The sequence below is a fragment of the Streptomyces sp. DH-12 genome, assembly GCF_002899455.1.
Lineage (GTDB): Bacteria > Actinomycetota > Actinomycetes > Streptomycetales > Streptomycetaceae > Streptomyces.
This window is the reverse complement of sequence record NZ_PPFB01000001.1, coordinates 4,508,930-4,533,700: the sequence shown is the minus strand read 5'-3', so window position 1 is coordinate 4,533,700 and position 24,771 is coordinate 4,508,930. Positions and strand designations below refer to the sequence as shown.

16 protein-coding genes are annotated in these 24,771 nt (G+C 74.5%); 2 read left to right on the top strand and 14 right to left on the bottom strand.

All coding sequences use genetic code 11. From position 1 onward, the window contains the following. Positions 1-189 precede the first annotated feature (189 nt). The 8 genes from C1708_RS19370 to C1708_RS19330 form a co-directional block, all read right to left on the bottom strand. A complete protein-coding gene (locus C1708_RS19370) occupies positions 190-1,479 on the bottom strand; it encodes a cytochrome P450 family protein (protein ID WP_106413864.1) in 1,290 nt (429 codons plus the stop codon). A 240-nt stretch (positions 1,480-1,719) separates the two neighbouring features. Further along, positions 1,720-2,712: a nucleoside triphosphate pyrophosphohydrolase gene (locus C1708_RS19365; RefSeq protein WP_106413863.1), complete on the bottom strand. Its 993-nt coding sequence runs from the start codon at positions 2,710-2,712 to the stop codon at positions 1,720-1,722. 19 nt (positions 2,713-2,731) lie between these two features. Continuing rightward, positions 2,732-3,382, bottom strand: a complete 651-nt coding sequence (locus tag C1708_RS19360) for a SurA N-terminal domain-containing protein (protein WP_106413862.1) — start codon at positions 3,380-3,382, stop codon at positions 2,732-2,734. Positions 3,383-3,541: 159 nt separating this feature from the next. Continuing rightward, positions 3,542-5,038 (bottom strand): serine/threonine-protein kinase, encoded by a 1,497-nt coding sequence (locus tag C1708_RS19355; protein ID WP_274543374.1) that lies wholly within the window; start codon positions 5,036-5,038, stop codon positions 3,542-3,544. 38 nt (positions 5,039-5,076) lie between these two features. Then, positions 5,077-5,721 (bottom strand): hypothetical protein, encoded by a 645-nt coding sequence (locus C1708_RS19350; RefSeq protein ID WP_106413860.1) that lies wholly within the window; start codon positions 5,719-5,721, stop codon positions 5,077-5,079. A 688-nt stretch (positions 5,722-6,409) separates the two neighbouring features. Next, positions 6,410-7,750, bottom strand: coding sequence for an LPXTG cell wall anchor domain-containing protein (locus C1708_RS19340; RefSeq protein ID WP_106413858.1), 1,341 nt, complete (start codon positions 7,748-7,750; stop codon positions 6,410-6,412). Between the two features lie 98 nt (positions 7,751-7,848). After that, the gene (locus C1708_RS19335) at positions 7,849-9,567 is read right to left on the bottom strand and encodes a sigma-70 family RNA polymerase sigma factor (RefSeq protein ID WP_106413857.1); all 1,719 of its coding nucleotides are present in this window, start codon (positions 9,565-9,567) and stop codon (positions 7,849-7,851) included. A gap of 186 nt (positions 9,568-9,753) precedes the next feature. Further along, a complete protein-coding gene (locus tag C1708_RS19330) occupies positions 9,754-10,533 on the bottom strand; it encodes an HNH endonuclease family protein (protein ID WP_502696073.1) in 780 nt (259 codons plus the stop codon). Positions 10,534-10,697: 164 nt separating this feature from the next. Between C1708_RS19330 and C1708_RS19325 the strand changes: the two genes are divergently transcribed. Continuing rightward, positions 10,698-10,883: an antitoxin gene (locus tag C1708_RS19325; RefSeq protein WP_106413855.1), complete on the top strand. Its 186-nt coding sequence runs from the start codon at positions 10,698-10,700 to the stop codon at positions 10,881-10,883. 79 nt (positions 10,884-10,962) lie between these two features. Here the strand turns inward: C1708_RS19325 and mfd are convergent, their stop codons facing one another. From mfd to C1708_RS19295, 6 genes are all read right to left on the bottom strand, one after another. Continuing rightward, positions 10,963-14,520, bottom strand: coding sequence for a transcription-repair coupling factor (gene mfd / locus C1708_RS19320; protein ID WP_106413854.1), 3,558 nt, complete (start codon positions 14,518-14,520; stop codon positions 10,963-10,965). A gap of 219 nt (positions 14,521-14,739) precedes the next feature. After that, positions 14,740-17,319, bottom strand: a complete 2,580-nt coding sequence (locus tag C1708_RS19315) for an ABC transporter permease (protein WP_106413853.1) — start codon at positions 17,317-17,319, stop codon at positions 14,740-14,742. Next, positions 17,316-18,104: an ABC transporter ATP-binding protein gene (locus C1708_RS19310; RefSeq protein ID WP_106413852.1), complete on the bottom strand. Its 789-nt coding sequence runs from the start codon at positions 18,102-18,104 to the stop codon at positions 17,316-17,318. Before C1708_RS19310 ends, C1708_RS19315 begins: the two co-directional genes overlap by 4 nt. Positions 18,105-19,034: 930 nt before the next feature. Continuing rightward, a complete protein-coding gene (locus C1708_RS19305) occupies positions 19,035-19,946 on the bottom strand; it encodes a coiled-coil domain-containing protein (RefSeq protein WP_198602537.1) in 912 nt (303 codons plus the stop codon). A 197-nt stretch (positions 19,947-20,143) separates the two neighbouring features. Beyond that, complete coding sequence (locus tag C1708_RS19300) at positions 20,144-22,876, bottom strand: SUKH-4 family immunity protein (RefSeq protein WP_106413850.1); 2,733 nt, start codon at positions 22,874-22,876, stop codon at positions 20,144-20,146. A 9-nt stretch (positions 22,877-22,885) separates the two neighbouring features. Beyond that, positions 22,886-23,905 carry an SMI1/KNR4 family protein gene (locus tag C1708_RS19295; RefSeq protein ID WP_106413849.1) on the bottom strand — a complete coding sequence of 340 codons (1,020 nt, stop codon included), beginning with the start codon at positions 23,903-23,905 and terminating at the stop codon, positions 22,886-22,888. A gap of 331 nt (positions 23,906-24,236) precedes the next feature. On the opposite strand from C1708_RS19295, the gene C1708_RS19290 reads away from it, so the two are divergent. Next, positions 24,237-24,770, top strand: a complete 534-nt coding sequence (locus tag C1708_RS19290; RefSeq protein ID WP_106416374.1) for a YwqJ-related putative deaminase — start codon at positions 24,237-24,239, stop codon at positions 24,768-24,770. Position 24,771: the final 1 nt, after the last annotated feature.

The following is a 24,771-nucleotide window of genomic DNA, read 5'->3' as shown; positions in this document are numbered from 1 at the left end:
CTCGGCGACGAGGACCGGCACGGTGAGCAAAACCTTGCGGCGCGCCGTACTTGATGGGTGAACGTATAGGCAGACGATCACTTGTCACAAGTTCATGCCGTGCAGATCACATGGAGATCACAGAGTTGAGCATGTCTCAGGTTTCCGCGCGTAACCCGCAGGAACCGGACAGGAAGGTCAGTCCCCTCGTCAGGTCCGTGCTGGACGCGGAGGAGAGAATTCCACCGGAAGCGTGCGGAGTCCCCGCATGATGAGGCCGCCGCGCCACCGCAGCTCGGCCGGCTCCACGGCGAGCCTGAGGTCCGGCAGCCGGGTCAGCAGGGTGGCCAGCGCGGTCTGCCCCTCCAGGCGCGCGAGGGGGGCGCCCAGGCAGTAGTGGATGCCGTGCCCGTACCCCAGGTGCTGGTTGTCGCGGCGGCCCAGGTCCAGGGTGTCCGGGTCGGCGAACCGCTCCGGGTCCCGGTCGGCCGCGGCCAGCACGACGAGGACCGGGTCGCCGGCCTCGACACGCTGCCCGCCGATGACCACCGGCTCGGTGGCGAACCGCCACGTCGCCAGCTCCACCGGCCCGTCGTAGCGCAGCAGTTCCTCCACCCCGGTCTCCAGCAGCCCGCGGTCCCCCTCGGCCAGCGCCCGTTGCAGGCGCTCCCGCTGCCCGGGGTGGGTGAGCAGGGCGTAGGTGCCGTTGCCGATGAGGTTGACGGTGGTCTCGAAGCCGGCGAAGAGAAGGATGAACGCCATCGCGGCGGCCTCGTTCTCGGTGAGGTGCTCCCCGTGGTCGGAGGCGCGGATCAGACCCGAGATGAGGTCCTCGCCGGGGACGGGCTCGGCGGGCAGCGCCTCGCGCTTGCGGTGGATCAGCTCGGCGAGGTAGCCGCGCATCTTCTTCACCGACCGGGCCACCCCGCCGCGCGGGCCGCCGCCGTGGCGGATCATCATGCCCGCCCAGTCCCGGAAGTCGTCCTGGTCCTCGCGCGGGACGCCGAGCAGGTCGCAGATGGCGTAGATGGGGAGCGGGAAGGCGAACTCGTGGATCAGGTCGGCGGAGCCGGCCGCCGCGAAGCGGTCGATGAGGCCGTCGGTGAGCTCCTGCACGCGGGGCGCGAACTCCGCGACCCGGCGCGGGGTGAACGCCTTGCTGACCAGCCGGCGCAGACGGGTGTGGTCCGGCGGGTCGATGTTCAGCAGGTGCGTCATGAGGTCGGCCTGCCGCTCGCCCGGGATGCCGGTCTTGCCCTTGGCGTGGGCGGGCTCGTCGTGGTGCGCGGGGTTCTTGGACAGCCGGTTGTCGGCGAGGGTCTGCCGGGCGTCGGCGTACCGCGTGACCAGCCAGGCCTCGACGCCGCTGGGCAGCCGGGTCCTGCGCACGGGGGCGTGCTCGCGCAGCCAGGCGTAGGCGGGGTAGGGGTCGGCTGCGAATTCCCAGGTGAACAGGTCGGGGGCGGGGCCCTGGGGGGTGGGGGGTGACTGGTCGCGCATGGGGCGACCCTAACGGGGGCCCGCGGCGGCGGCAGCGGGGACGGGGTGGCCGGCGCGCAGGGCAGGTACGGGTGCGTGGGGGTGGTTCGCGCAGTTCCCCGCGCCCCTGGAGGGACGCTGCCCCCGCGCGTCCGCGAGGGCTCGGGCTCTCCTCTTGAAGGACTGGGGACCAGTACGCCTACAGGAGCGCGGGGAACCGCGCGCATGGGGTCCGGGGGCAAAGCCCCCGAGACGGGGAGGTCAGACGCCCGTGACCTTCTCCGCGGCGCGGATCGCATCCCGGTAGGCCCGGGCGGCGGCCCGGAGGGCCGCCTCCGCGTCCACACCCTCCGCCTCCGCCCGCGCCGCCAGCGCCAGCAGCTCGTACCCGATCCCTTCCGCGGAGGGAAGAGGAACGGAGAGGCCCGCCCCGCGGGCCCGGCCCGCCAGCTTGGCGGCGAGGGCGAGGGCCGGCTGCCCCACCGGCACCCCGTCCGTGACGGACTCCCGCCGCTTCTCCTCCGCCTTCGTCCGCATCCAGTGCGCCTTGACCTCCTCCGGCGTCCGCGCCGTCTCCTCCCCGAAGACGTGCGGATGCCGGTGGACGAGCTTGGCGACGATGCCGCCCGCCACGTCGTCGACGGAGAACGGCTCGTCCGGGTGCTCCTCGGCGATCCGCGCGTGGAAGACGACCTGGAGCAGCACGTCCCCCAGCTCCTCGCGCAGTTCCTCCCGGTCGCCGTCCTCGATGGCCTCGACGAGCTCGTACGCCTCCTCGATGCCGTACTTGGCGAGGCCCTTGTGGGTCTGCCGGGAGGACCAGGGGCACTCCGCACGGATGCGGTCCATGACCTGCACCAGGTCGAGCAGGCGGGCGCCCGGCAGGTCGTAGGAGGCGGGCAGCAGCTCCAGCTCGGGCATCCGCACCCGCCCGCCGCCGGCCAGCCGCGCCAGTCCGTCGGTGAGCGCGGGCTCGCCCTCGCCGGTCGCGACGACGACCACGGTGCGTCCGCCGGCGCAGGCGTCGACGACCTCCTCGGCGGTGGGCGCGGCCTCCTCGACGGATATCCCCGCCTCCCGCAGGTACGGCAGCTGCGGATGGGCGCCGTCCGCGCACAGCACCCGGTCGGCCGCGTGCAGGATCTGCCAGGCGGGCCAGGACAGCAGTCCGGGCGCGACCCGGTGGCTGGTGGTGAGCAGGACGACACGGCCGGCGGCGGCCTCGGGGGTCGGTGCGGGGCTGGTTGCGTTCACCCTTCGAAACTAGCCCACGTCACAGGCCCAGCGGCGGCCCGTCCGCGGCGGTGACGTCCTTCACCCACGGCGTCTTCGCGTCCACCCGGCTGCTCTTCTCCGCGTCCCACTCGCCGTAGCGCGGGTTGAGGTCGACCCCGAGCTCCTCGCTCGCGTCGGACAGCGCCTTCCAGAACTCGGGACGGCTGGTGTCGGTGCCGAGCTTCTGGGCGAGCTTCTGCGCCGTCACCTGGACGCGGAGGTTCTCGTCGAGGCGCTGCGGCGGGACGCCGTACTGCTGGAGCCAGGCGGCCTCCAGCGCCTTCGCGCCGCCGGCCTGCTGCTCGAACTCGGCCCGCGTCCGCTGCACCTCGCGGTCCGAGACGGTCACCCCGGCGTCGCGCGCGGCGCGCTCCAGCACCTTGTCCAGCACCATGCTGTGCAGGGTGTCGCGGGTCAGGCCGCCGGTGCGCGCGATGGCCTGCTGGTACTGCGCCTCGTCCGGGACGGCGGCCCGCTGGGCGGACCGCACCTCGTCGACGCGGTTCTCCAGTTGCGACACGGTGATCCGCTCCCCGCCGACCACGGCCGCCGCACCGGGGTGCGCGTCGTTTCCGCAGGCGGTGAGCAGGGGCGCCGCCGCGGCGATCGCGGCGGTGAGGAGGAACGCGGTGCGACGGCGGCGGTGCAAGGAAACCTCCTGAGGAGAGCTTGTGCGGCGGTGCACAAAGTCTTGCGGTGATCGATGGTAGGCATCGGCCAAGCTCTGGCCAACCCATTCGACCAACGATTCACGGCGACTTCGGGCACCGCCGCGCCCGCCGTCTCCCCTTCGCCGGGTCCGGCCGCGCTAGCCGCGCACCTGTCCCAGCCACTGGAGGGTCCGCCGGATGTCCGCGGCGAGCGGGTGACCCGGCCCCTGGACGCGCTCCACGTCGTGCAGCAGCCGCGCCAGCGTGTCGTGCGCGGCGGGGCGGTCCCCGAGGGCGAGCAGCAGGTGGCCGATGCGGCGGCGCACGTCGTGGGCCTGCTGCATGTCCCCGGCGGCCACGTACCGGTTCTCGTAGTACGGCAGCAGCGCCCGGTACTCGGCGAGGGCGGCCACCGGGTCGCCGAGCTGCTCCAGGCACTGGGCGGCCTCGTAGCGGTGGCGCAGCGACTGCGGGTCGGCCTGTCCCGCCTCGGCCGCGCGCTCGTCGGCGAGGCGGCGCAGCTCGGGCAGGGCCCGCCGGTACTGCCCGTCGTCGAGCAGCGTGGCCGCGTACTGCTTGCGCAGGGTGCGCACGACCGGGGAGTGCTCGCCGTGCTGCTCGGCGGCGACCGGGAGGATGGAGCCGAGGATGTCGACGGCCTGGGTGATGCGGCCCTCGCCGAGCAGCCGCTTCACCTCGTCGACGGCGGCGGCCACGTCGGCCTTCTCCGCAGCCGGCGCGGGCGGCGCGGCGGGCGCGGGCTGCGGCGCCGGCGTCCTGGCCCGGTCCGGCCAGGGGGCGTGCGGGCGCAGGAAGGGCCGGGTCGGGTCCAGCGGGGCGCCGGTGGGCGTGCCCCGGGCGGGCAGCAGCAGCGACAGGTGTTCGTAGACCTCCTGCGCGGAGTCCGGGCGGTGCTGCGGGTCCTTGGCGAGCAGCCGCAGCACCAGGGCCTCCAGTGCCTCGGGCACCTCGGGGCGCAGCCGGCGCACCGGCACCGGCGGCTCGTACAGGTGCCGGTGCAGCACCCCGAGCGCCGTGGAACCGGAGAACGGCACGTCCCCGCTGAGCAGTTCGTGCATCAGCACGCCGAGCGCGTACAGGTCCGTGTACGGGCCGACCGCGCCGCCCATCGCCTGCTCGGGCGCCATGTAGGCGGGCGAGCCGATGGGGGTGCCGGTGTGCGTCAGGCGGGTGGTGTCGGCGTCCATCACGGAGGCGACGCCGAGGTCCAGCACGGTGAGCGTGCCGTCCTGCCTCACCATCACGTTGCGCGGCTTGAGGTCGCGGTGCACGATCGGCACCGCGTGCACGGCGCTGAGCACCGCGCACAGCTGCGCGGCGACCGCGACCGCCCACTGCCACGGGTAGGGGTCGTGCTCGGCGAGGTGGTCGCCGAGGTCGGCGCCGTCGACGTACTGCATGACGAGGAACAGTTCCTCGCCCTCGCTGCCCGCGTCGTGCACGGTGACCAGGCCGGGGTGGTCGACCTGGGCGGTCACCCGGCACTCGCGCACGAAGCGGCGGCGCAGTTCGTCGGCCTCCTGGCCGGCCACCTTGTCGGGGCGCAGCAGCTTCACGGCCACGCGCCGGTCCAGCCGCTTGTCGTAGGCCGTCCAGACCTGTCCCATGCCGCCCTGGCCGATGAGCGTGGACAGTTCGTAGCGGCCGGCGACGACTCGTCCCGCCGTCACGCTCACCGTCCGCCTTCGTGGTCGCCCGGCCGCCGCTGCTGTCCGTCCTGCCGGCGCAGGTAGTCGCTCAGCTCGTCGAGCTCGGCGCGCACCTGGTCGATCCGGGCGGGCGCGGGCCGCTGCGGCGGCTGCGCCTGCGGGGGCACGGGGGCGGGAGGCACGGGGACGGCCGGCACGGCGGCGGGCGGCACGGGGCCGGCGAGGGGGGTGTGCGGCGGCTGCGGCACGGCCGTGGACGCGTACGGCGAGGCCGGCTGCGGGTAGCCGTAGGGGGCGTGCACCGTGGTGGCGTGCGGCGACGGCGGCACCGGGCCGCCGTAGGGACCCGGCCGGCGCGGCAGCCGGATGTCCACGATCAGGTAGTGGGCGGAGGCGCAGGCGCCCAGGAGGAGGAGGACGCCGAGGCCCGCGTCGCTCCGCCAGTCCTCCTCCGGGACGGAGCCGATCAGGACGACGCAGACGATGATCAGCGGAATGCTCGCCCAGGCCGCTATCCAGTCGAAGACCCGCCCGCGCCGCACCGCGATCCGGAACAGCGGCACGGAGGCCAGCATGCCGCAGCACAGCACCCCGGAGGCCGCGTACAGCACGCGCTGCGTGATGACCGATCCCGTGCTGGGTGTGGGCGGCGCGCCGTGGCCGTACATGCTGCTCCTGGACGGGTGTAGCCGATGTGTGGACTCCGGTGGAGACTCCGAGCGTATAGGTCCGCGGCCACAACCGTTCCCGTGATGTACCGAACCGTTGTCGTACCGGAGCACGCCGGGCACCGGCGCGAACTCCCCCCGCGCGGGGGCGCGGAGGGCGGGCCGGGGCGGTGTCCGGGCGGACCCGCGGGCTCCGGCCGGGGCGTCGGTCGGGGACGAACGGGTCGAGGGCGGGCAACCGCCCGCCGTAGCGCCGCTGTTCGTCCGGTGCGGGACGCGGGAGCCGGGGGCGGCGGACGCCGAGCCGGGGGCGGTGGACGCGTGGCTGCCGGCCTCGCGGTGGCCGGCGGTGCGCATCGTCAGCGCGGCCGGACGGGCGGCCGGCCGCCCGTCCGCGCGCGTACGCCGGTCGGCCCGTGCCGTCCGTGTCCGCCGGAGGGCGGAGGGCGGGCTCACCGGCCGTCCTGCCTCCGGCAGCCGGTCGGGCCGGCCGGAGGCGTTCCTGCGCCTGGACGTGTCCTGATCGTGGGATCAGGGAGTCGCGGCAGGGAGTGTCCGGTCCCCTGACGACCGGTTCCTCACTCCCTGCCGCGCCCCGGCAGCGGCGCGCCCGCTTGCCGGGAGGCCCTTCCCGGGAGGGACCTGCTCGGCGCACGGGCGGGGCCGGTGCCGGGTGCGCGCCCCGGTGTCAGGCGTTCCTGCGGCGGCGCAGCAGGAAGAGGCCGGTCACGCCGGCCGCCACGAGGGCGGCACCGCCGAGGGCCACCGGCAGGGTGGCGGAGCTGCCGCCCGTTGCGGCGAGGTTCTCGTCGGCGGCGCCGGCTCCGGCGTCGGCGTCGGCCGCCGGCTCCTCGGCGCCCCCTTGCGGCTGCGTGCCGTCCAGCGGGGCGTCGCCCGCGTTGGTGTCCGAACCGGTGTGGGCCGGGTCGGGCTCCGCGCTCGGCTCCGGGGCGTCCACGACGGTGCTGAGGTCCTCGCCGTCGAGCGACACCCGCACCTTCGCCTGGCCGTCGCCGGAGGACACCACGGCGACGGAGACCTTGCTGGCCGTGTCCTTCAGCGCGGTGACCGCGTCGGCGTCGGCCGGGGCGTCGTTGCCGACCGTCTTGTTGGCCTCGGTGAGGTCGATGAGCGTGGAGGATCCGTAGTCGCCCTCGGGCACCCGGTAGGCGTGCACCCCTTCTATCCGGTCGTCGAAGGAGCCCGCCGCGTGCCGGTACTCGACGACCAGGCGGTCCTCGCCCATGGGGATGTCCAGGGCGCGGACGCCGCTGCCCTCGCCGTGCAGCGACCGCAGCGTGAAGGTGCCGGACCCCGTCACCTTCACGGCCTCGCCGTCCGTGAGCCATCCGGCGCGGATCAGCTCGGGCGCGGAGACGCCCGCCCCGGGACCTCCGCCGCCCATCAGCGACTTGGCGCTGGTGCCGTTCACCTCGCAGTCGACCAGGTCGCCGTCGGTGCACATGGAGCGGGTCTGGTGGCCCCAGCCCATGTTGTGCCCGAACTCGTGTCCGAGCACGCCGAGTCCGCTCGCGGTGCCGTAGAGGTTGATCCACGTGTAGGGACCGGGGACGGTGGCGAGGCCGGCCCAGGCGCAGCCGGTCTTCTGCGCCGGGAAGACCATCGACAGGCTCTCGTAGTCCTCACCCATCGTCAGCCCCTTTTCGGCCAGGGCCTCGCGGGTCAGCTCGTTGATCCGGCCGTTGTCGCAGCCGGCGGCGCTCATCGGCAGCTCGACGGGGCCGATGTACTGCTCGTCGACCGCGGGCACCAGGGTGTACCGGCCGCGCGAGAGCTCCGAGAAGTACGAGGCGAGCGAGTCCTTGCGGTCGCCGAAGTAGGTGTCCGGGGTGCCTTCCGCCACCTTGTCCGGGTGCTGGAAGGAGCTGTCGGTGAACTCCACGAGGACGGGCAGGGTCTTGCGCTCCACCGGCGCGTCGTCGGCGTGCGCCGCGGAGGGGACGAGGCCGAGCGCGAGTGCGGTGATGCCGCCGGCCAGGCAGGCCCGGCCCAGGGTGGACTTCTTCATGTTCCCTTTTTCCTTCGGACGTGGGATGAGCGTGTGAGCACGCTTCCGAGGGGAAGGAGGGAGCCGTCCGCGACCCGTCCCGCGACTTTGCCTCCTCTTTACTCTCCGAGGAATCCGGGCTCGAAGAGGAACCGCAGGGAGGCGGAGCCGTAGTAGTACCGCGTGGTGCCGGTCGCCGTGCCGTGCTCCTGGCCCTGGTCCGCCCGGGCCCACTCGACGAGGCCGAGGTACCGGGTGCCCTCGGCGTCGCGCAGGGCCGCCTCGCCCCTCCCGCCGTCGGCCCACAGGTTCCACAGCTGGACGCCGCTCGTGGCGTCGCAGGCCTGCTGGCGGACGGGGGCGTGGTCCTCGGTTCCCCCCGAACGCGCCAGGCACAGTCCTGTCGCCTCGTTGCGGACCTGGGTGCGCGCCCGGTCCCCCGGGTAGGGCTCCAGCAGCACCCAGCGCTCCTCCGGGCCGCCGTCGCAGTCGGCCCCCACCGGCCGGACCCCGGCCGCCCGCGAGCCGCCCGGTATCTCCATGCACGCGCCCGTCGACACGAAGCGCAGCGTGCTCGGCCCCCCGAGGGCGGGCGCCGCCGGGCGGGAGCCGGCGTCGGACGGGGACGGGCTCCCGGCGGACGGGGACGGGCCCGACGGGGACGAGGGCGAGCTCGACCCGGACGGGGACGAGGACGGGGACGGGGACGGGCTCGGCGTACCGGTGGACAATGCGGACGGCGCCGGAACGGCGCTCCGCGCGGCGGACGGCGGCCCGCCCGCCGCGCCGGGACGGTCCTGCGGCTCCCCGCCGCCGGGCCACAGCGCCCATCCCCCGAAGATCACCGCGGCCGCGCCGACGGCGAGCACCGCGGCCTTGGCCCCCGCCGCTCCCCCGGCGCCGGCGTGCGAGGACGCCGCGCCCGCACCGGCCTGCCCGGACGCCACGGCCGCGGCGGCGGCACGCGCCTCCAGGTACGCCGGGCCGCCGAACAGCAGCACGGCCGCGGGCAGCACCGTGCGCAGCCGCTGGTTGAGGTCGGCCAGCTCGCGGGCGGCCCGTCGGCACCGCCGGCACCGCTCCAGGTGGCGCTCCAGGCGCCGGTCCCGCGGCGGACGGGAGGCGCGCGCCACGGCGGCGAGACGGTCGCTGCACCCGCGGCACTCCTCGTCGGCCGCGCCCTGGCGGGCATGGGCGGCGAGATAGGCCTCCCGCAGGCCCTCGCGGGCCCGGGCCGCCAGCGAGGTGACCCCGCTGGGCGTGAGGCCCAGCAGGGCGCCCACCCTGGCCGCGGGCTCCTCCTCCACCACGTGGTGCCAGAGCACCGCGCGCCACCGCTCGGGCAGGGACCGGAAGGCGGCGGCGACCAGACCGCCCTCCTCCGCCCGGACCACCTGTTCCTCGCCGTCGGCGGTCCGGCCCTCCCCGGCCGGGCCCGCTCCTCCACGGCCCTCCGCGTCCAGCCACTGCCCGAACTCCGGCGCGAGATCGACGCGGCGGGACTGCTCGGCCCAGGCGGCCGCGGTGTGCCGGACCACGGACAGCAGGTAAGGGCGCCATGCGGTGGTGGGGCCCTTGCCGTCACGAACCGCCCGGACGGTGCGGGTGAACGCCTCCGAGGCGAGATCCTCGGCGGTGTGCGGATCGCGGGAGCACACGCGGGCGTAGACCAGGACGGCACGGAAGTGACGCCGGTACAGCTCCTCGATCGCCGCGGGGTCCCCGCTGTCGCGTACCGCGGCCGTCAGGCGGCCGTCGGACCGCCCGTCCCCTTCGTCGTCCGCGCCCGCCCTGTCCGCGTCCGGGAATCCGGAAGCGGCGTCCCCGCGGTCGATCATGTGCGTGCTCTCCCGTTCATACGCTCATCAGTGCGCAGCGTCACAGAGCGTACGGCCTCCGCAACAGGGGGACGGCTCCGGCCGCCGGTGTCGCCCCGGCGCGACGGCCCGCGCGGGGTCAGCGGCGGCGCGCGGCCAACGCCCGCCGCGCACGGGAGGATCCGGGGACGGTGGCCGCCGGCGCGCTCAGCCGCCGCACTGCGCGGCCATCGCGCGCTTGTCGGCCGACGTCACCGGCATCTCGTACTTCACCGCGACCTGGGCGAAGCGGACGGCGTAGGCGCAGCGGACGGCCCTGCTGGGCGGCAGCCAGGAGGCCGGCCCGGAGTCGCTCTTGGCGGAGTTGGCGCCGCCGTCGACCGGCATCAGGTTGAGCGGGTCGTTGGCCAGTTGCCGGCGCTTGGCCTCGGACCAGCGGGAGGCGCCCATCTGCCAGCTGTAGGAGAGCGGCACGACGTGGTCGATCTGCACCTCGGCGGCCTGCTGCTTGCGCCACTCGATGGTCCTGCCGGTGTAGGGGTCGGCCAGTGTCAGGGAGACGACGACGCAGTCGGAGCCGGAGCGGAAGCGCAGTTCCCGGCCGTCGCGCCGGAGGATGTCGTTCCGCGTGTCGCAGCCGTTCCGGGCCAGCGGCACTCCGTCCGCCGTGTCCATCCACGCGTAGCCGTACTCGTCGCGGTCGTAGCCGGTCCTGGGGCCGCGGCCCTTGGTGGCGACCTTGTCGATGAGGGCGGCGGCCTCGGCGCGGTCCCGGGCGTCGCGCACGGGGGCGAGGCCGGGGCGGGTGCCGTCGGGGTTGTCCAGCGGGCTCACCGCCTTCCCGTCGGGCGTCGCCGCTCCGCTGCTCCCGACGGCGGGGACGTCCGCCTCCGGTATGGACTCGCATCCCGCGAGGAGGACCACCGCGACGGCCGCGGCCCCTCCCGCACGCCGCACCCTGACGCCCCGTCCCGGATCTCTCGTCACCGCGCCCCCTCCCTCGGTCTGCTGTACCCCTGCCCCGGCAGGGGCGGTCCGATCCCGGAACTCACCGTAACGAGCGAGCGGTCCAGACCGTCCGCCACCCCCGTGGGCACTCCGTCCGATCCGCGCGTATGGTCGGATTCGAGCCATTTCGGAAGGAGTTCCGCATGGGCATCCTCGACAAGTTCAAGGGCAGCAAGGCGGCGCGCGAGAAGGCGCACAAGGCCTCGGACGCCGCGGAGAAGAAGCTGAACGAGAGGACCGGCGGCAAGCACGAGCAGCACATCGACACCGGGCAGCAGCAGGCGGAACGCCGCCTCGGCATGGACCGCGACCGCCCCGACCGGCCGTAGGGCCCCTGTACGCATCAGGGCCGTCCGCGACGCGTCTCGCGCGCCGCGGACGGCCCCGCCGTCCGCCGGGCCGGCCGCCTCAGGACCCCAGCACCGAGGTGAGGAACTCCCCGACCCACCCGAGCAGGTCCCGCCCGACCAGCGGCTTGCCGCCGACCTTCGCGGTCTTCGGGCGCGGCACCAGCACCTGGTGGGACGTCGCCTTGATCACCGAGCCCGGGTAGAGCCGCTTGAGCCGCAGCTCCTGCGACTCGCGCAGCTCCACCGGCGCGAACCGGATGCTGGTGCCCTGCAGCACGATCTCGCCGACGCCGCACGCCCGCGCGAGCATCCTCAGGCCCGCCACCAGCAGCAGGTTCTCCACCGGCTCCGGCAGCTTGCCGTAGCGGTCGGCCAGTTCCTCGCGGACGGCCTTGACGTCCTCCTCGCTGTTGGCGGAGGCGATCGCGCGGTACGCCTGGAGGCGCAGCCGCTCGCCGGGCGCGTAGTCGTGCGGGACGTGCGCGTCGACCGGCAGCTCGATCTTCACCTCGAGCGGCGGCTCCTCCTGGGCCTCGCCGGTCTCCAGCTGGCGGCGGTAGTCCGCGACCGCCTCGCCCACCATGCGGACGTACAGGTCGAAGCCGACGCCCGCGATGTGCCCGGACTGCTCGCCGCCGAGCAGGTTGCCCGCGCCGCGGATCTCCAGGTCCTTCATCGCCACGTACATGCCGGCGCCCATCTCGGTGTGCTGGGCGATGGTCGCGAGCCGCTCGTGCGCGGTCTCCGTCAGCGGCTTCTCCGGCGGGTACAGGAAGTACGCGTACCCGCGCTCACGGCCGCGGCCGACCCGGCCGCGCAGCTGGTGCAGCTGGCTGAGGCCGAAGTTGTCGCCGCGCTCGACGATCAGGGTGTTGGCGTTGGAGATGTCGATGCCGGACTCGACAATCGTCGTCGACACCAGCACGTCGAACTTCTTCTCCCAGAAGTCGACGACGACCTGCTCCAGCGCCTGCTCCGACATCTGGCCGTGGGCCGTGGCGATGCGCGCCTCGGGCACGATCTCGCGCAGCCGGGCCGCCGCCCGGTCGATGGACTCGACGCGGTTGTGGATGTAGAAGACCTGGCCCTCGCGCAGCAGCTCACGGCGGATGGCGGCGCCGATCTGCCGCTGGTCGTAGGGGCCGACGAAGGTGAGCACCGGGTGGCGCTCCTCCGGCGGGGTGGTGATCGTCGACATCTCGCGGATGCCGGTGACCGCCATCTCCAGGGTGCGCGGGATGGGCGTGGCGGACATGGTCAGCACGTCGACGTTGGCGCGCAGCTTCTTCAGCTGCTCCTTGTGCTCGACGCCGAACCGCTGCTCCTCGTCGACGATGACCAGCCCCAGGTCCTTGAACTTCGTCTCGGAGGAGAACAGCCGGTGGGTGCCGATGACGACGTCCACCGTGCCGTCCCTCAGGCCCTCCAGGACCGCCTTGGCCTCGGTGTCGGTCTGGAACCGGGACAGGGCGCGCACGGTCACCGGGAACTGCGCGTACCGCTCGCTGAACGTCCCGAAGTGCTGCTGCACCAGCAGCGTGGTCGGCACCAGCACAGCGACCTGCTTGCCGTCCTGGACGGCCTTGAACGCCGCCCGCACCGCGATCTCGGTCTTGCCGTAGCCGACGTCGCCGCAGATCAGCCGGTCCATGGGGACCGTCTTCTCCATGTCCTCCTTGACCTCGGCGATGGTGGTGAGCTGGTCGGGCGTCTCCGTGTACGGGAAGGCGTCCTCCAGCTCGCGCTGCCAGGGTGTGTCGGGGCCGAAGGCGTGCCCGGGCGCCGCCATCCGCGCGCTGTACAGCTTGATCAGGTCGGCGGCGATCTCCTTGACGGCCTTCTTGGCGCGCGCCTTGGTCTTGGTCCAGTCGGCGCCGCCGAGCCGGTGCAGGGTGGGCGCCTCGCCGCCGACGTACTTGGTGATCTGCTCGAGCTGGTCGGTGGGGATGTAGAGCCGGTCGCCGGGCTGGCCGCGCTTGGCGGGCGCGTACTCCACGACCAGGTACTCGCGGGTGGCGCCCTGCACGGTGCGCTGCACCATCTCGATGTACCGGCCGACGCCGTGCTGCTCGTGGACGATGTAGTCGCCCGACTCCAGGGTGAGCGGGTCGATCGTCTTGCGGCGCCGGGCGGGCATCCGGGCGCCCTCGCGGCCGGACGCCTTCTGGCCGGTGAGGTCGGTCTCGGTGAGCACGGCCAGTTTGAGCGCCGGGTCGACGAAGCCGTGGTCGAGGCAGCCGCAGGAGACGTGCACGACGGACGGGGTCAGCTCGCCCAGGTCGTCGTCCAGGCGGGCGGCGATGCCCTCGCCGCCGAGCACCTCGACGGTGCGGGACGCCGGCCCGTGCCCCTCGGTGACGTAGACCGCGCGCCAGCCGTCGGCGAGCCAGCCCTTGGTGTCGGCGAGCGCCCGCGCGGTGTCGCCGCGGTAGGTCTCGGGGGCGTGCATGCCGAGCTTGAGGGTGTCGCCCGCCGCGTCAGCGGCGAATGTCTCCGTCAGCTCCTCGTCGGCGGCGAACGGCGACACCGTCCACCACATCATGTCCAGCTCGCGGGCCCGGCCCCGGACGTCGGCGAGGGACCACAGGGAGGCCGCGCCGACGTCGATGGGAGCCTCGCCCCCGCCGGCCGTGGCCGCCCAGGACGCCTGGAGGAACTCCTGGGAGGTGGCGACCAGGTCGGAGGCGCGCGTGCGCACCCGCTCCGGGTCGCAGACGACGGTCATGGCGCCCTCGGGCAGCACGTCCAGCAGCAGCTCCATGTCGTCGACGAGGACCGGGGCGAGGGACTCCATGCCCTCCACCGCGATGCCCTCGGCGATCTTGCCGAGCAGTTCGCCCAGCTCCGGGTGGTCCTCGGCGAGGACCCGTGCCCGCTCGCGCACCTCGTCGGTGAGCAGCAGCTCACGGCAGGGCGGCGCCCACAGGCCGTGCTCGGCGACCTCCAGGGACCGCTGGTCGGCGACCTTGAAGTAGCGGATCTCCTCGACGTCGTCGCCCCAGAACTCCACCCGGAGGGGGTGCTCCTCGGTGGGCGGGAACACGTCGAGGATGCCGCCGCGCACCGCGAACTCGCCGCGCTTCTCGACCAGCTCCACGCGCGCGTACGCGGCGGCGGCGAGGGCGTCGACGACGTCGTCCAGGTCGGCGGTCTGCCCGGTGCGCAGGGCGACCGGCTCCAGGTCGCCCAGGCCCTTGACCTGCGGCTGGAGGACGGAGCGCACGGGGGCGACGACCACGGAGACCGGGCCGGTCTCGGGGTCGTCCGGGCGGGGGTGGGCCAGGCGCCGCAGCACGGCGAGGCGACGGCCGACGGTGTCACTGCGGGGGCTGAGCCGCTCGTGCGGCAGCGTCTCCCACGCGGGGTACTCCACGACCCCCTGGGGCGGGAGCAGCGAGCGCAGGGCGGCCGCCAGGTCCTCCGCCTCACGTCCCGTGGCCGTCACGGCGAGCACGGGGCGGCCCGCGTCCCGGGCGAGGGCGGCGACCGCGAAGGGACGGGCCGCCGGCGGGCCGACGAGGTCGACGTGCATGCGGTTGCCGTCGGCGGCGGCCGAGACCGCTTCCGCGAGGGCGGTGTCCTTGACGACGGCGTCGAGCAGACCGTGCAGGCTCATGCGGGGCGGAATCCCTTCCGGGGATGTGCAACACGACAGACCCGACGCGCGCGGCGGGCCGGGGGGTGTCCAGGGTACGTCGCCCCGCCCGCGGTCGCCGGGGCTGTGGACGACGACGGGCACCCCGCCCCGGGCGCACGCACCGGCGCCGGAAGGCCCTCGTGAGGACTTTCCGGCGCCGTCTCCCCGCCACCCCCGTGCGCGGTGTCCGGGCGGCCGCTACTCGGTCGCGATGGCGTTCAGGACGTTCATCCGCCCGGCGCGGAAGGCCGGGACCAGCGCGGCGAACAGGCCGACGAAGGCGGATCCGACGAACACCCCGGCGATGGTGGGCCACGGGATGTCGAGGACCTTCAGGCCCTCCAGGGCGAGGAGCTGCTGGGCGGTGGCGCCCCAGCCCAGGCCCAGTCCGAGGCCCAGCAGGGCGCCGAAGAGGGCGATCACGACCGACTCCATCCGGATCATGCGGCGCAGCTGCCGGCGCGAGAGGCCGATGGCCCGCATCAGGCCGATCTCCCGGGTGCGCTCGACGACCGACAGGGCCAGGGTGTTCACCACGCCGAGGATCGCGACGACGATCGCCAGGGCCAGCAGGCCGTAGATCATGTTCAGCAGCTGGCCGATCTGGCCCTGCAGCGCCTCCTTGTAGTCGGTCTGGTCGCGCACCTCGTACTGCGGGAAGCGGTCCATGGTCTGCTTCAGGGCCGAGTACGCGACGTCCTTCCGGCCGTCCTCCGCCGAGGCGAACACCATCAGGTCGAGCGGCATCCTGTCGGCCGGCACGTACCGGCCGAGGGTCTCGATCGACGTGTACATCGCGCCGGCGTCGATGGCGCCGTCGCTGCTGGTGACGGCCCGCACGGTGAGGGTGCCGGTGGTGCCGTTCTCGAAGGCGACGTCGATCGTCGAGCCGAGGGTGACCCCGTGCTCCTTCGCGAAGTCCTCGTGGACGGACATGGAGTCCGGCCGGTAGGCGTCCTCCAGCCTCCCCTCGACGGTCTCGACCTGCAGATCCGTGGCGTACGTCGGGTCGGCGGCGGTGATCGCGGTGTCGTCGCTGGTCTTCCCGTCGGGCGTGGTGAAGTCGGCCTTCGTCCACTTGTACTCGGTGACCCGCTCGATGCCCTCGGTCGCCCTGATCGCCTCGACGACCTCCGGGGTGATCCGCTGGCCGTTGTCGTCCTGGACGATGAAGTCCGTGCCGACCGCCTTGTCGAGCTCCTCGGTGGCCGAGGCGACCATGGAGGAGCCGACCACGGACAGGCACGCCACCAGCGCGAGCCCGATCATCAGCGCGGCGCCGGTCGCGCCGGTGCGGCGCGGGTTGCGCAGGGCGTTGCGCTCGGCCATGCGGCCCACCGGTCCGAACGCCCGCAGCAGGACCGCGCCGAGGACGCGGACCACGCCGCTCGCCAGCACCGGGCCGACGACGACGAAGCCGATCAGGGTCAGCACGATCCCGAGGCCCAGCCACATCGAGCCGTCGGCGGCCTTCTCGGCGGCGCCCGCCAGGTACAGGGCGGCCGCTCCGGCGCCGGTGAGGACCAGGCCGGTGACGGCGCGGATCCGGCCGGTCCGCCCGTCCGCCGGGGTGCCGGCGTCGCGCAGCGCGGCCATCGGGGAGACCTTCCCGGCGCGGCGGGCGGGCAGGTAGGCGGCGAGGACGGTGACGACCACGCCGAGGAGCAGGCCGAGTGCCGGGGTCGTCCAGGCGATGGTGAGGTCGCCGGTGGACAGCTCCATGCCGATCGTGCCCATGAGCTCCATCAGGCCGACCGCGAGGCCGATGCCGGCGGCGACGCCGAGGACGGAGCCGACGACACCGAGCAGCAGCGCCTCGATCAGCACGGACCGGTTGACCTGCCGGCGGGAGGAGCCGATGGCCCGCATCAGGCCGATCTCGCGGGTGCGCTGGGCGACCAGCATGGAGAACGTGTTGATGATCAGGAAGATGCCGACGAGGAAGGCGATCCCGGCGAAGCCGAGCATCGCGTACTTCAGGACGTTCATGAAGCCCTCGACGCTCTTCTGGTTGGCCTCGGCGGCCTCCTTCTCGGTGAGCACCTTGTAGCCGCCGCCCAGCTCGGCCAGGACGTTCTGCTTCACCTGCTCGTCGCTGACGCCCTCGGCGGCCGTGACGTAGACGTCGGTGTAGACGCCGTCCTCGCCGACCAGGACCTTCTGTGCGGTGGGCGTGTCGAGGAAGAAGACCGCGGCGCCGGGGTTGGTGACGGTGAAGTCGGCGACGCCGGAGATCTTCGCGGTGTGCGTGCCGAGCGCCGTGATGACGCTGAGCTCGTCGCCGACGCCCAGGTCGTGCTTCTCGGCGGTGTCCGCGTCGAGCATGATCTGGCCGGCGCCCTTCGGCTCCGCACCGGAGGTGATGTCCATGGTGCGGGCGTCGTTGGCGTTCCAGCTGCCGACGACGGTCGGGCCGCCGTTGGTGGGCGACAGGTTGTCCCGGTCGCCGTCGACGACGGTGACGGCGGTGGAGAACACCGCGCCCTCGGCCGCCTTCACCCCCTCCGCGCGCTGCACCTCCTCGACCACGGAGGCCGGTATCACCGGCGGCCTGCCGTTGCCGGAGGTGGTCTCGCCGCCCTCGGCGGCGTCCTTGGAGCTGACGGTGACGTCCGAGGCGGTCGCCGCGAACAGCTTGTCGAACGTGGTGCCCATGGTGTCCGTGAACACCAGCGTCCCGCACACGAACGCCACCGACAGCAGCACCGCCACCGCCGACAGCGCCATGCGTCCCTTGTGCGCGACGAAATTGCGCATCGAGGTCTTGAGGACGGTCATGACGTGCGCCCCCGGGCGTCGAAGTCCTTCATGCGGTCCAGGACCTGCTCGGCGGTCGGCTGCAGCATCTCGTCGACGATGCGGCCGTCGGCCAGGTACAGCACCCGGTCGGCGTAGGAGGCGGCGACGGGGTCGTGGGTGACCATGACGATGGTCTGGCCCAGCTCGTCGACCGAGCGGCGCAGGAAGCCGAGCACCTCGGCGCCGGCACGGGAGTCGAGGTTCCCCGTCGGCTCGTCCCCGAAGATGATCTCCGGCCGGGCGGCCAGCGCCCGCGCCACGGCGACCCGCTGCTGCTGGCCGCCGGAGAGCTGCGTCGGCCGGTGCTTCAGCCGCTCCGCGAGCCCGACGGTCTCCACCACCCGGTCCAGCCACGCCTTGTCGGGCTTGCGGCCGGCGATGTCCATGGGCAGCGTGATGTTCTCGAGCGCGTTGAGCGTCGGCAGCAGGTTGAACGCCTGGAAGATGAAGCCGATCCGGTCGCGGCGCAGCCGGGTGAGCTTCTTGTCCTTCAGCCCGGTGATCTCGGTGTCGTCCAGGTGGATCTGACCGCTCGTCACGGTGTCGAGCCCGGCGAGGCAGTGCATCAGCGTGGACTTGCCGGACCCCGAGGGGCCCATGATCGCGGTGAACTGGCCGCGGGCGATGTCCACGTCGACGTGGTCGAGGGCGACGACACGGGTCTCCCCGGACCCGTACGCCTTCACGACCTGCCGCGCCCGCGCGGCAACGGCCGTAGTCCCTCCAGTACCCCCGTGCCTGGGAATGGTCACAGCCGATGTCACGGTAAGTCTCCTATGTCGGTCGTCGAGAGAAAGCGGTGCCCCTGGCGGTCGCCCGTGTGCGGTGCGGCGGCCGCCCGGTGCGTGGTGCTCGGGACGTGCTTCAGTCTGGCGTGGGGGGAGGGTCCGGCGCGCTGGTGTTTCACGCAGTCTTCTGCTGTGGAAAACCCCACCCCCGGTGCTGTGCTCCGCCACCCCCCCGGCGGCGTGGAACCAGGCTAGGGACGGGGCCCGCCCCGCTTCGTCCTCCGCCGGGACGACCCCTCCCCGAGCCACAGGGCGGAGCTGCCCCTAAGGGCTCTCCCCCGTGGGGCGGAGACCGTCTCGGGGTCGCTCCTCCTTCCGGCACGCCGGATCTCCTCCCGCCCGCGCCGCCTGGACCCGTCCTTCCCGGCGCCGCCCAGCGTCCACCCTGCCGCCGCGTCAGGGTCAAGCCGACCGGCGGCCGGCGGACGGCACGCTGTCCCGCACGCACCGCACGCACCGCACGAGCCGGAGCTGATGCGGGCGACACCCCAGCTCAGGGCACGGACCACCCGCGGGAGCACTCACCGGCGGGGAGTTCCGCCCGAACCGCCGCGCTCCGCTCTCCGCGCGAGTGACGTGCGGACTCCCGCTCCCGCCCCCTCCCCACGGCCCCCGCGCGGGCCCGAAGCCACGCGAGGAGCACGGGATGCCCGCCGCCCCCTTCCCGCGCCCCCACGACCCGCGTCCCCACCCGCGCCCACCCTTCGATGCCCCGTACACGGAATTTCTCGCGGCCGTCCCCCACGCCGCCTCCTCCGCCCACCGCACCAGCTCCCGACAGCCGCCCGCCCCGCACCCGCCCAGGCCGCACCGGGCACCTGGGCACGCCCCGCCACAGCTTCTCGTCGCAGCAGGCCGTGACCAGCGGAAGCCCTGACCCGCCGCGTCCCCCGGCCCGGCCGCGCGTCACTCCACCGCGCGGCCGGTCAGCGCGGTGAGGCTCGCGCAGACGTGGTCCATCTGCGTCTGCACGTCCTCGCGCCGGTCCGCGTGCTCGCGCAGCACCCGCGCGGTCTCCCGCTCGATGTCCTCCGCGCGCGCCTGCGCCTCGGCCAGCACTTCCGCCGCGCGCTCCCGCGCCTCGTCCGCGCACCGCCGCGCCGCCTCCTGCGCGTCCGCGAACGCCTGACGCGCCTCGGCCAGCACCTGCTCGGCGCGCTCCTCCGCCTCCGCGTGCCGGGCGTCCAGCCCGGCCGCGCGTGCCGCCTCCTCCCGGGCGACCTCGTCCAGCCGCTGCGCCTGCGCCCTGGCCCCCTCGGCGAGCAGCTCCGAGGCGCGCTCCCGCGCCCGCCGCACCTCCGCCAGCACCTCGGTGCGCCGCTCCTTCACCTCCAGCCGCGCCTCGATGCGGATCTCGTCGGCCTCCTCGCGCGCCGCGGCCAGCCGGTCACGGGCGTACGCGTCGGCGACGGCGCGCAGCGCGGCCGCGTAGGCCCGTGCGGCCTCCTCCACCTCGGCGGCGTCGTCCCGCGCCAGGTCGGTCAGGTCCTGCGCGTACTGCCGTGCCGACTCCCGTACGGCCGTGGCCTCCTCCAGCGCCAGCAGGAACAGCCGCCGGGGGCCGTCACCCAGCGACTCGTACGTCTGCTCGGGCAGTCCGGCCACCCGCACCCGCAGCCGCTCCAGCTCCTCCTCCATCTCGCGGGCCAGCACGGTGAGCCGCGCCGCCCGTTCCCAGGCGGCGTCCCGGTCGTCCGACAGCGCCTCGACGTACGCGATCACCTGCAGCGGGCGGTACCCGCGCCCCCTGACGACCTCGAAACCCCGTGACGACACCGATGCGCTGCTCACCCTGGAACCCCTTCCACCGACGGACATGAAGCCCAGCACGACGACCGAGCACAAAAAGGGATGAATCGCGCACATCTTGATCGATGACAAGGAAGTGTTCATAACGCGACACTCCGCTCGGTGGGCGCGGAGGCGACGGGCGGAGACGGCCGGCAGACGTGAGCCGGGCCCGGTCGTCGCACGACCGGGCCCGGCTCACGGGTCACGCCTTCAGCGGCGGCGGCTCACAGCAGACCGTCCCACATCTGCTCCAGCAGCACCGACCACCAGGTCTCCGGCGACCCCAGCGCCGCCGGGTCGAGGGCGGCCAGCTGCGCCTGGAAATCGACGGTCCAGCGGCCCGCCTGCTCCTGGTTCAGCCCGAACCGCAGCCGCCACATCCGGCCCAGCAGCGCCAGGCACCGCGCGAACTCCGGCAGCCCGGTGTTCACGAACTGCGGCGCCACCGCCGTACCGCCCGGACCGGCCTCCACCGGCACCGCGACGATGTTCGCCGTGCCGTACTGCACACAGAGCGCCTTGCCGAAGTCGCTGCCCATCACCAGGTACGAGCCCGCGTCCGGCGCGGGCTGCACACCCCGCTCCACGGCCAGCTCCGCCAGCGTCGGCACCGGGCGGCCCGGCTGGGCCTGCGCCCAGAAGAACGGGCCCATGTCCAACGGCAGGCCCGCCACGACCAGCGTGTGCGCCACGATCGGCGGCACGCCCTGCCGGGCCACCGCCGCCTGCTCGAACCGGAACACGCCCGGCCCGAACGCGGCCGCCAGCTCCTGCCCGATCGCTTCCGGCGGGATCGGCGGGGCCTGCGGCACCGGCGGGATCGGCGCCCGCACCGGAGCCGGACGCGCGGGACCGTCCGCCACCTGGTGCAGCTCGCCCTGGTGGGCGAGGAGCTGCCGCATGCCCTGCTGCCGGCTCGCGTGGTCCGTGCCGTACGGCGCGATCGACGTGATCCGCGCCTGCGGCCACTGCTCGCGGATCATCCGCGCGCAGTACGCGCCCGGCAGCTCGCACGACTCCAGCTCCGTGTGCAGCTCCAGCACCTGGTTCGGCGGCACGTTCATCGCGCGCAGCTCGTGGAAGATCTGCCACTCCGGATGCGGGGTGCCCGGCGCGGAACGCCGGATCAACTGCTGCTCGGAGCCGTCCTGCGCGCGGTAACGCAGCACGGCCTGGTAACCGGGGCCGACGGTCGGCTGACCGGGCGGCTGCTGCGGATAGCCGTACGCCGGCGGCTGCCCCGGCGCGGGAGCACCCGGCGGGGGCGTACCCGGAGGCATGGCGCCGGGAGCCATCGGCGGCGCACCGGGCGGCCCCGGCGGCGGAGGCGTGCCCGGACCGCCGACCGGCGGCGCGGCCAGCACCGTCTCCGCGTGGTGCACCCGCGGAGCGCCGGGGGCGCCCGGCGCTCCAGGGGCGCGGGGCGGGGCGGGCGGCTGGGGGGCGCCGGGGATGCCCGGAGCACCGGGTCGACCGGGGGCACCGGGCGGGCCGGGCGGGGCGGGCGGTGCGGATGCGCCGGGGGCACCAGGAGCACCCGGCTGACCGGGCGACCGAGGCGCACCGGGCGCACCCGGGGCGGCCGGGGCCGGCCCCGGAGGCGTGGGCGCGCCGGCGCCCGGGCTGCCGGGGGCGGCGAGCATCGTCGCCGCGTGGTGCACCCCACCCGGCGGCGTGCCGGGCGTACCCGGCGCACCGGGCGGGGGCGGCGTCGGGGTGCCCGGAGCCGGTGTGCCCGGCGGGGGCGGCGTCCGGGAGCCGGAGGCGCCCTCCGGGCCCAGTGACGACACCAGCTGCGTCGGCACATAACCGCTCGCCCCGCCCTGAGCGGGCGCGGGCGTGCCGCCCGGCGCACCCGGAGCGCCCGGAGGCGGCGGGGGCGTCGGGCCCTGGTCGGGCTCCGGCGGCGTCGCCTTGCCGGTCGCCGCGTCGGCGATGTCACCGGCGTCCGGCGTGCCGCCCGGCGTACCCGGAGCCGCCGGCGGCGGCGCGGGAGTGCCCGGCGCCGGGGTGCCGGGCACACCGGCGCGGGTCGGGGCCGGCGGCGCGGGAGTCCCCGCCCGGGTCGGGGCCGGCGGCGTGGCCTGGCCCGTCCCGCCCTCCGGGACCGCGGGCGCGACCGCCGTCGGCGGCAGCACGCTGCCGCCCGACATCAACGTCGTCTTCGCGTCGGGCGTCGCCGCGCCGTCCTCGCCCGGCTCCCTCACCTGCGGTGCGTACACGGTCTGCGGCAACGGCACCGACCGGTCCTCACCGCCGTCCGCCGTGGTGTCCGTACCGGCCCACGGCGTCCCCTCGTCCGCACCGCCGCCGGCCGCCGGCCACGCCGACCCGCCGCCGTCGGACGCGGAAGCCGCCGCACCGGAACTCGCGGACGTCCCCTCGGAGCCGGACCCGGACGCGTCGGCGCCCCGTCCCGCACCCGACGACGCCCAGCTCGCGTCCGGCGCGTCCGGCGTGCCCGCCTGCTCCGGCACCGCACCCGACGCCGGACCTGCACCGACACCGACACCGGCACCGGCGGACGCCCCCGAGGCCGCCCCGCCGGCACCCCCCGACGTCGCCCCGCGCCGGTCCGGGATGCCCAGCCGGTCCGCCGCCTCCTGCAGCCACTCCGGCGGACTCAGCAGGAACGACGTCTGGTTCAGGTCCACCCGCGCCGCGGGCGCCGGCGCCGGCTCCTCCTCCGCCGCCTCGTCCCGGCCGTACTCCTCCTCGTACCGGCGGATCACCTCGCCCACCGGCAGCGCCGGCCACAGCGTGGCATCGCCACTGTCCCGGGCGATCACCAGCCGCTGCCCGCCGCCGTCCGACCGCGGACCCTCCGCACGGTCCTCCGCCCACACCACGAACCCGAGACCGAACTCCCGCACCCGCACCTCACGGTGCTGATACGCGGGCACGTCCCCGTTGACCCACTCCTCCGCGCGCTCCTGCGCCTGCGCGAACGTCACCATCGGTACGACTCACTCCCCCGCGGAAGAAACCGGAACGGCACGCGCGAACCCGCCGTCCACCATCAGATGCGCCACCGTCTCCAACTCCGGAGGGGACCCCGCGAGCCGCGACAGGAACACGTCGAAATCCTCACCGCACGAAAGCAGCAGCCGCTCCACCCGCTCCGCCTGCGACCACGACGGATCCACGTCCCGCACGTCGTCGTACGCGCAGAACCACACCGAACCCCGCCGCTCGCCCCTCACCTTCACGGCCAGCAGACCGCCCTGCACGAACGCCACGCACAGGTAGTCCTTGGTCAGGTGGTCCCGCAGACACTTGTTCACGTACACCAGGTCGTTGACCGCGGCCTCGTCCCGCACCGTGAAGAACGGCTGGTCCACCAGCAGACCCAGCTCCGCGTCCAGCGCCGTCCCCACCGGCGCACAACCGCCCGCCGCCTTCAGGAACGACCGGTACGCACCCGGCAGCCGGTACCCGAGGTCCTCCTCGACCCCCAGCACCTGCGACTCCGTCACCGCCACACCCGACTTCGGCAGCCCGAAGTGCGCCGGTCGCGTCTCCTGCAACGGCCGCGTGCCCCGCTTGGCGTGGTCCACCGCCGCCGTCGCCACACCACCGTGATGCCGCAGCAGCGCCTTCACCTCGACCGGCACCAGCTCCAGCCGCCGCGTCCCCGCCACGTGATGCCACGTCCAGCCGTGCGGCGTCGCCACCGCAGGCACCGTGTCCCACAACTCGTGACCCGTCGCCGCCAACGCCGCGTTCGCCGACACGTAGTCCGTCAGCCGCAGCTCGTCGCCACCGAAACCCTCCGGCGGATCCGCGATCTCCGCGGCCGCGCGCGCGTAGGGCGAGAAGTCGGGATAGCCGCGCTCGTCCACCCGCACCCCCCTCGGGTGGCGGGCCGCCCGCACCGGGTCCGGGAAGTGCACGACCTGCCCGGCATAGGCCGCGTTCGGCGGCGCGGAAGTGCCCCCGGCCTGACGGCCGGGAGGTGCCCCCAGCCCGAGCCGACCTGTCGTCATGGCGGTTGCCCCCTGCGGCACTCTGTACGCCCGCCGCCCTCCATCAGGACCGTCACGGAGCGTATTCGACTGTCACGTCTGCTTCACCGGTACGACCCCACGGCGCCCGCACACGGAACACCGCCGGATCGCGGTGCCGACAGCCTATGCGGTACACCACCGCCGGTCACCGGGCACCGCCCACCAGCCCCTCCGCTTCCGTGACCCCACGTCACCCTCCCGTGACGGTCCGCCCCCGGCCTGGCGTGTCGTCCCGCCCCAGCTTCCCCACCCGCCACACGATTTGGCACTCTGTGACCACCGGGGGGATGCTCGGGAGGGGATGACGATCATGAACGCGACGCAGACGGGGACGCACACCGGGCCGGCCGGCGACCCCCGCTCCGGCGACCCCCGCATCGGCTGGAGCGCCACCGGCACCACCCCCGCACCCGTCCTCCGGCACCGCCGCGACGGCATCCTCCCCACCATCGCCGCCGCCCTCTCCGTCCGCGGCGCCACCCTCACCGGCACCCCCGCCCGCGGCGACACACCCCCCGCGCTCCACCCGCTCGTCCAGGACTTCCTCGACACCCTCACCAGCGACCAGCGCGACCGCTTCACCGGGCGCTGCGCCGAGACCATCCTCATCTCCCGGCACATCGCCACCGCCGACGCCGCCCGCAGCAAACGCGCCGCCCGCAGACCCATGACCAACGGCGAAGCCCGCAAAGCCCTCAAACACGCCAAACTCACCACCCGCCGCATCCGCGAGGACGGCGACCCCCTCCACGGCAGCTACGCCGCCCCCTGCCGTGCCTGCACCGCCCTCACCGCCCACTTCGGCGTCCGCCTGGTCGACCCCGCCGCCCGCACCGGCGGCTGAA

Excerpts from the sequence above, each read along its gene's own strand:
- C1708_RS19335 (WP_106413857.1), bottom strand. The coding sequence starts at position 9,567 with ATGATCGACCGCGGGGACGCCGCTTCCGGATTCCCGGACGCGGACAGG.
- C1708_RS19300 (WP_106413850.1), bottom strand. The coding sequence starts at position 22,876 with ATGGTGACGTTCGCGCAGGCGCAGGAGCGCGCGGAGGAGTGGGTCAAC.
- C1708_RS19370 (WP_106413864.1), bottom strand. The coding sequence starts at position 1,479 with ATGCGCGACCAGTCACCCCCCACCCCCCAGGGCCCCGCCCCCGACCTG.
- C1708_RS19305 (WP_198602537.1), bottom strand. The coding sequence starts at position 19,946 with ATGTCCGTCGGTGGAAGGGGTTCCAGGGTGAGCAGCGCATCGGTGTCG.
- C1708_RS19295 (WP_106413849.1), bottom strand. The coding sequence starts at position 23,905 with ATGACGACAGGTCGGCTCGGGCTGGGGGCACCTCCCGGCCGTCAGGCC.
- C1708_RS19290 (WP_106416374.1), top strand. The coding sequence starts at position 24,237 with ATGAACGCGACGCAGACGGGGACGCACACCGGGCCGGCCGGCGACCCC.
- C1708_RS19350 (WP_106413860.1), bottom strand. The coding sequence starts at position 5,721 with ATGTACGGCCACGGCGCGCCGCCCACACCCAGCACGGGATCGGTCATC.
- C1708_RS19315 (WP_106413853.1), bottom strand. The coding sequence starts at position 17,319 with ATGACCGTCCTCAAGACCTCGATGCGCAATTTCGTCGCGCACAAGGGA.
- C1708_RS19340 (WP_106413858.1), bottom strand. The coding sequence starts at position 7,750 with ATGAAGAAGTCCACCCTGGGCCGGGCCTGCCTGGCCGGCGGCATCACC.
- C1708_RS19325 (WP_106413855.1), top strand. The coding sequence starts at position 10,698 with ATGGGCATCCTCGACAAGTTCAAGGGCAGCAAGGCGGCGCGCGAGAAG.
- mfd (WP_106413854.1), bottom strand. The coding sequence starts at position 14,520 with ATGAGCCTGCACGGTCTGCTCGACGCCGTCGTCAAGGACACCGCCCTC.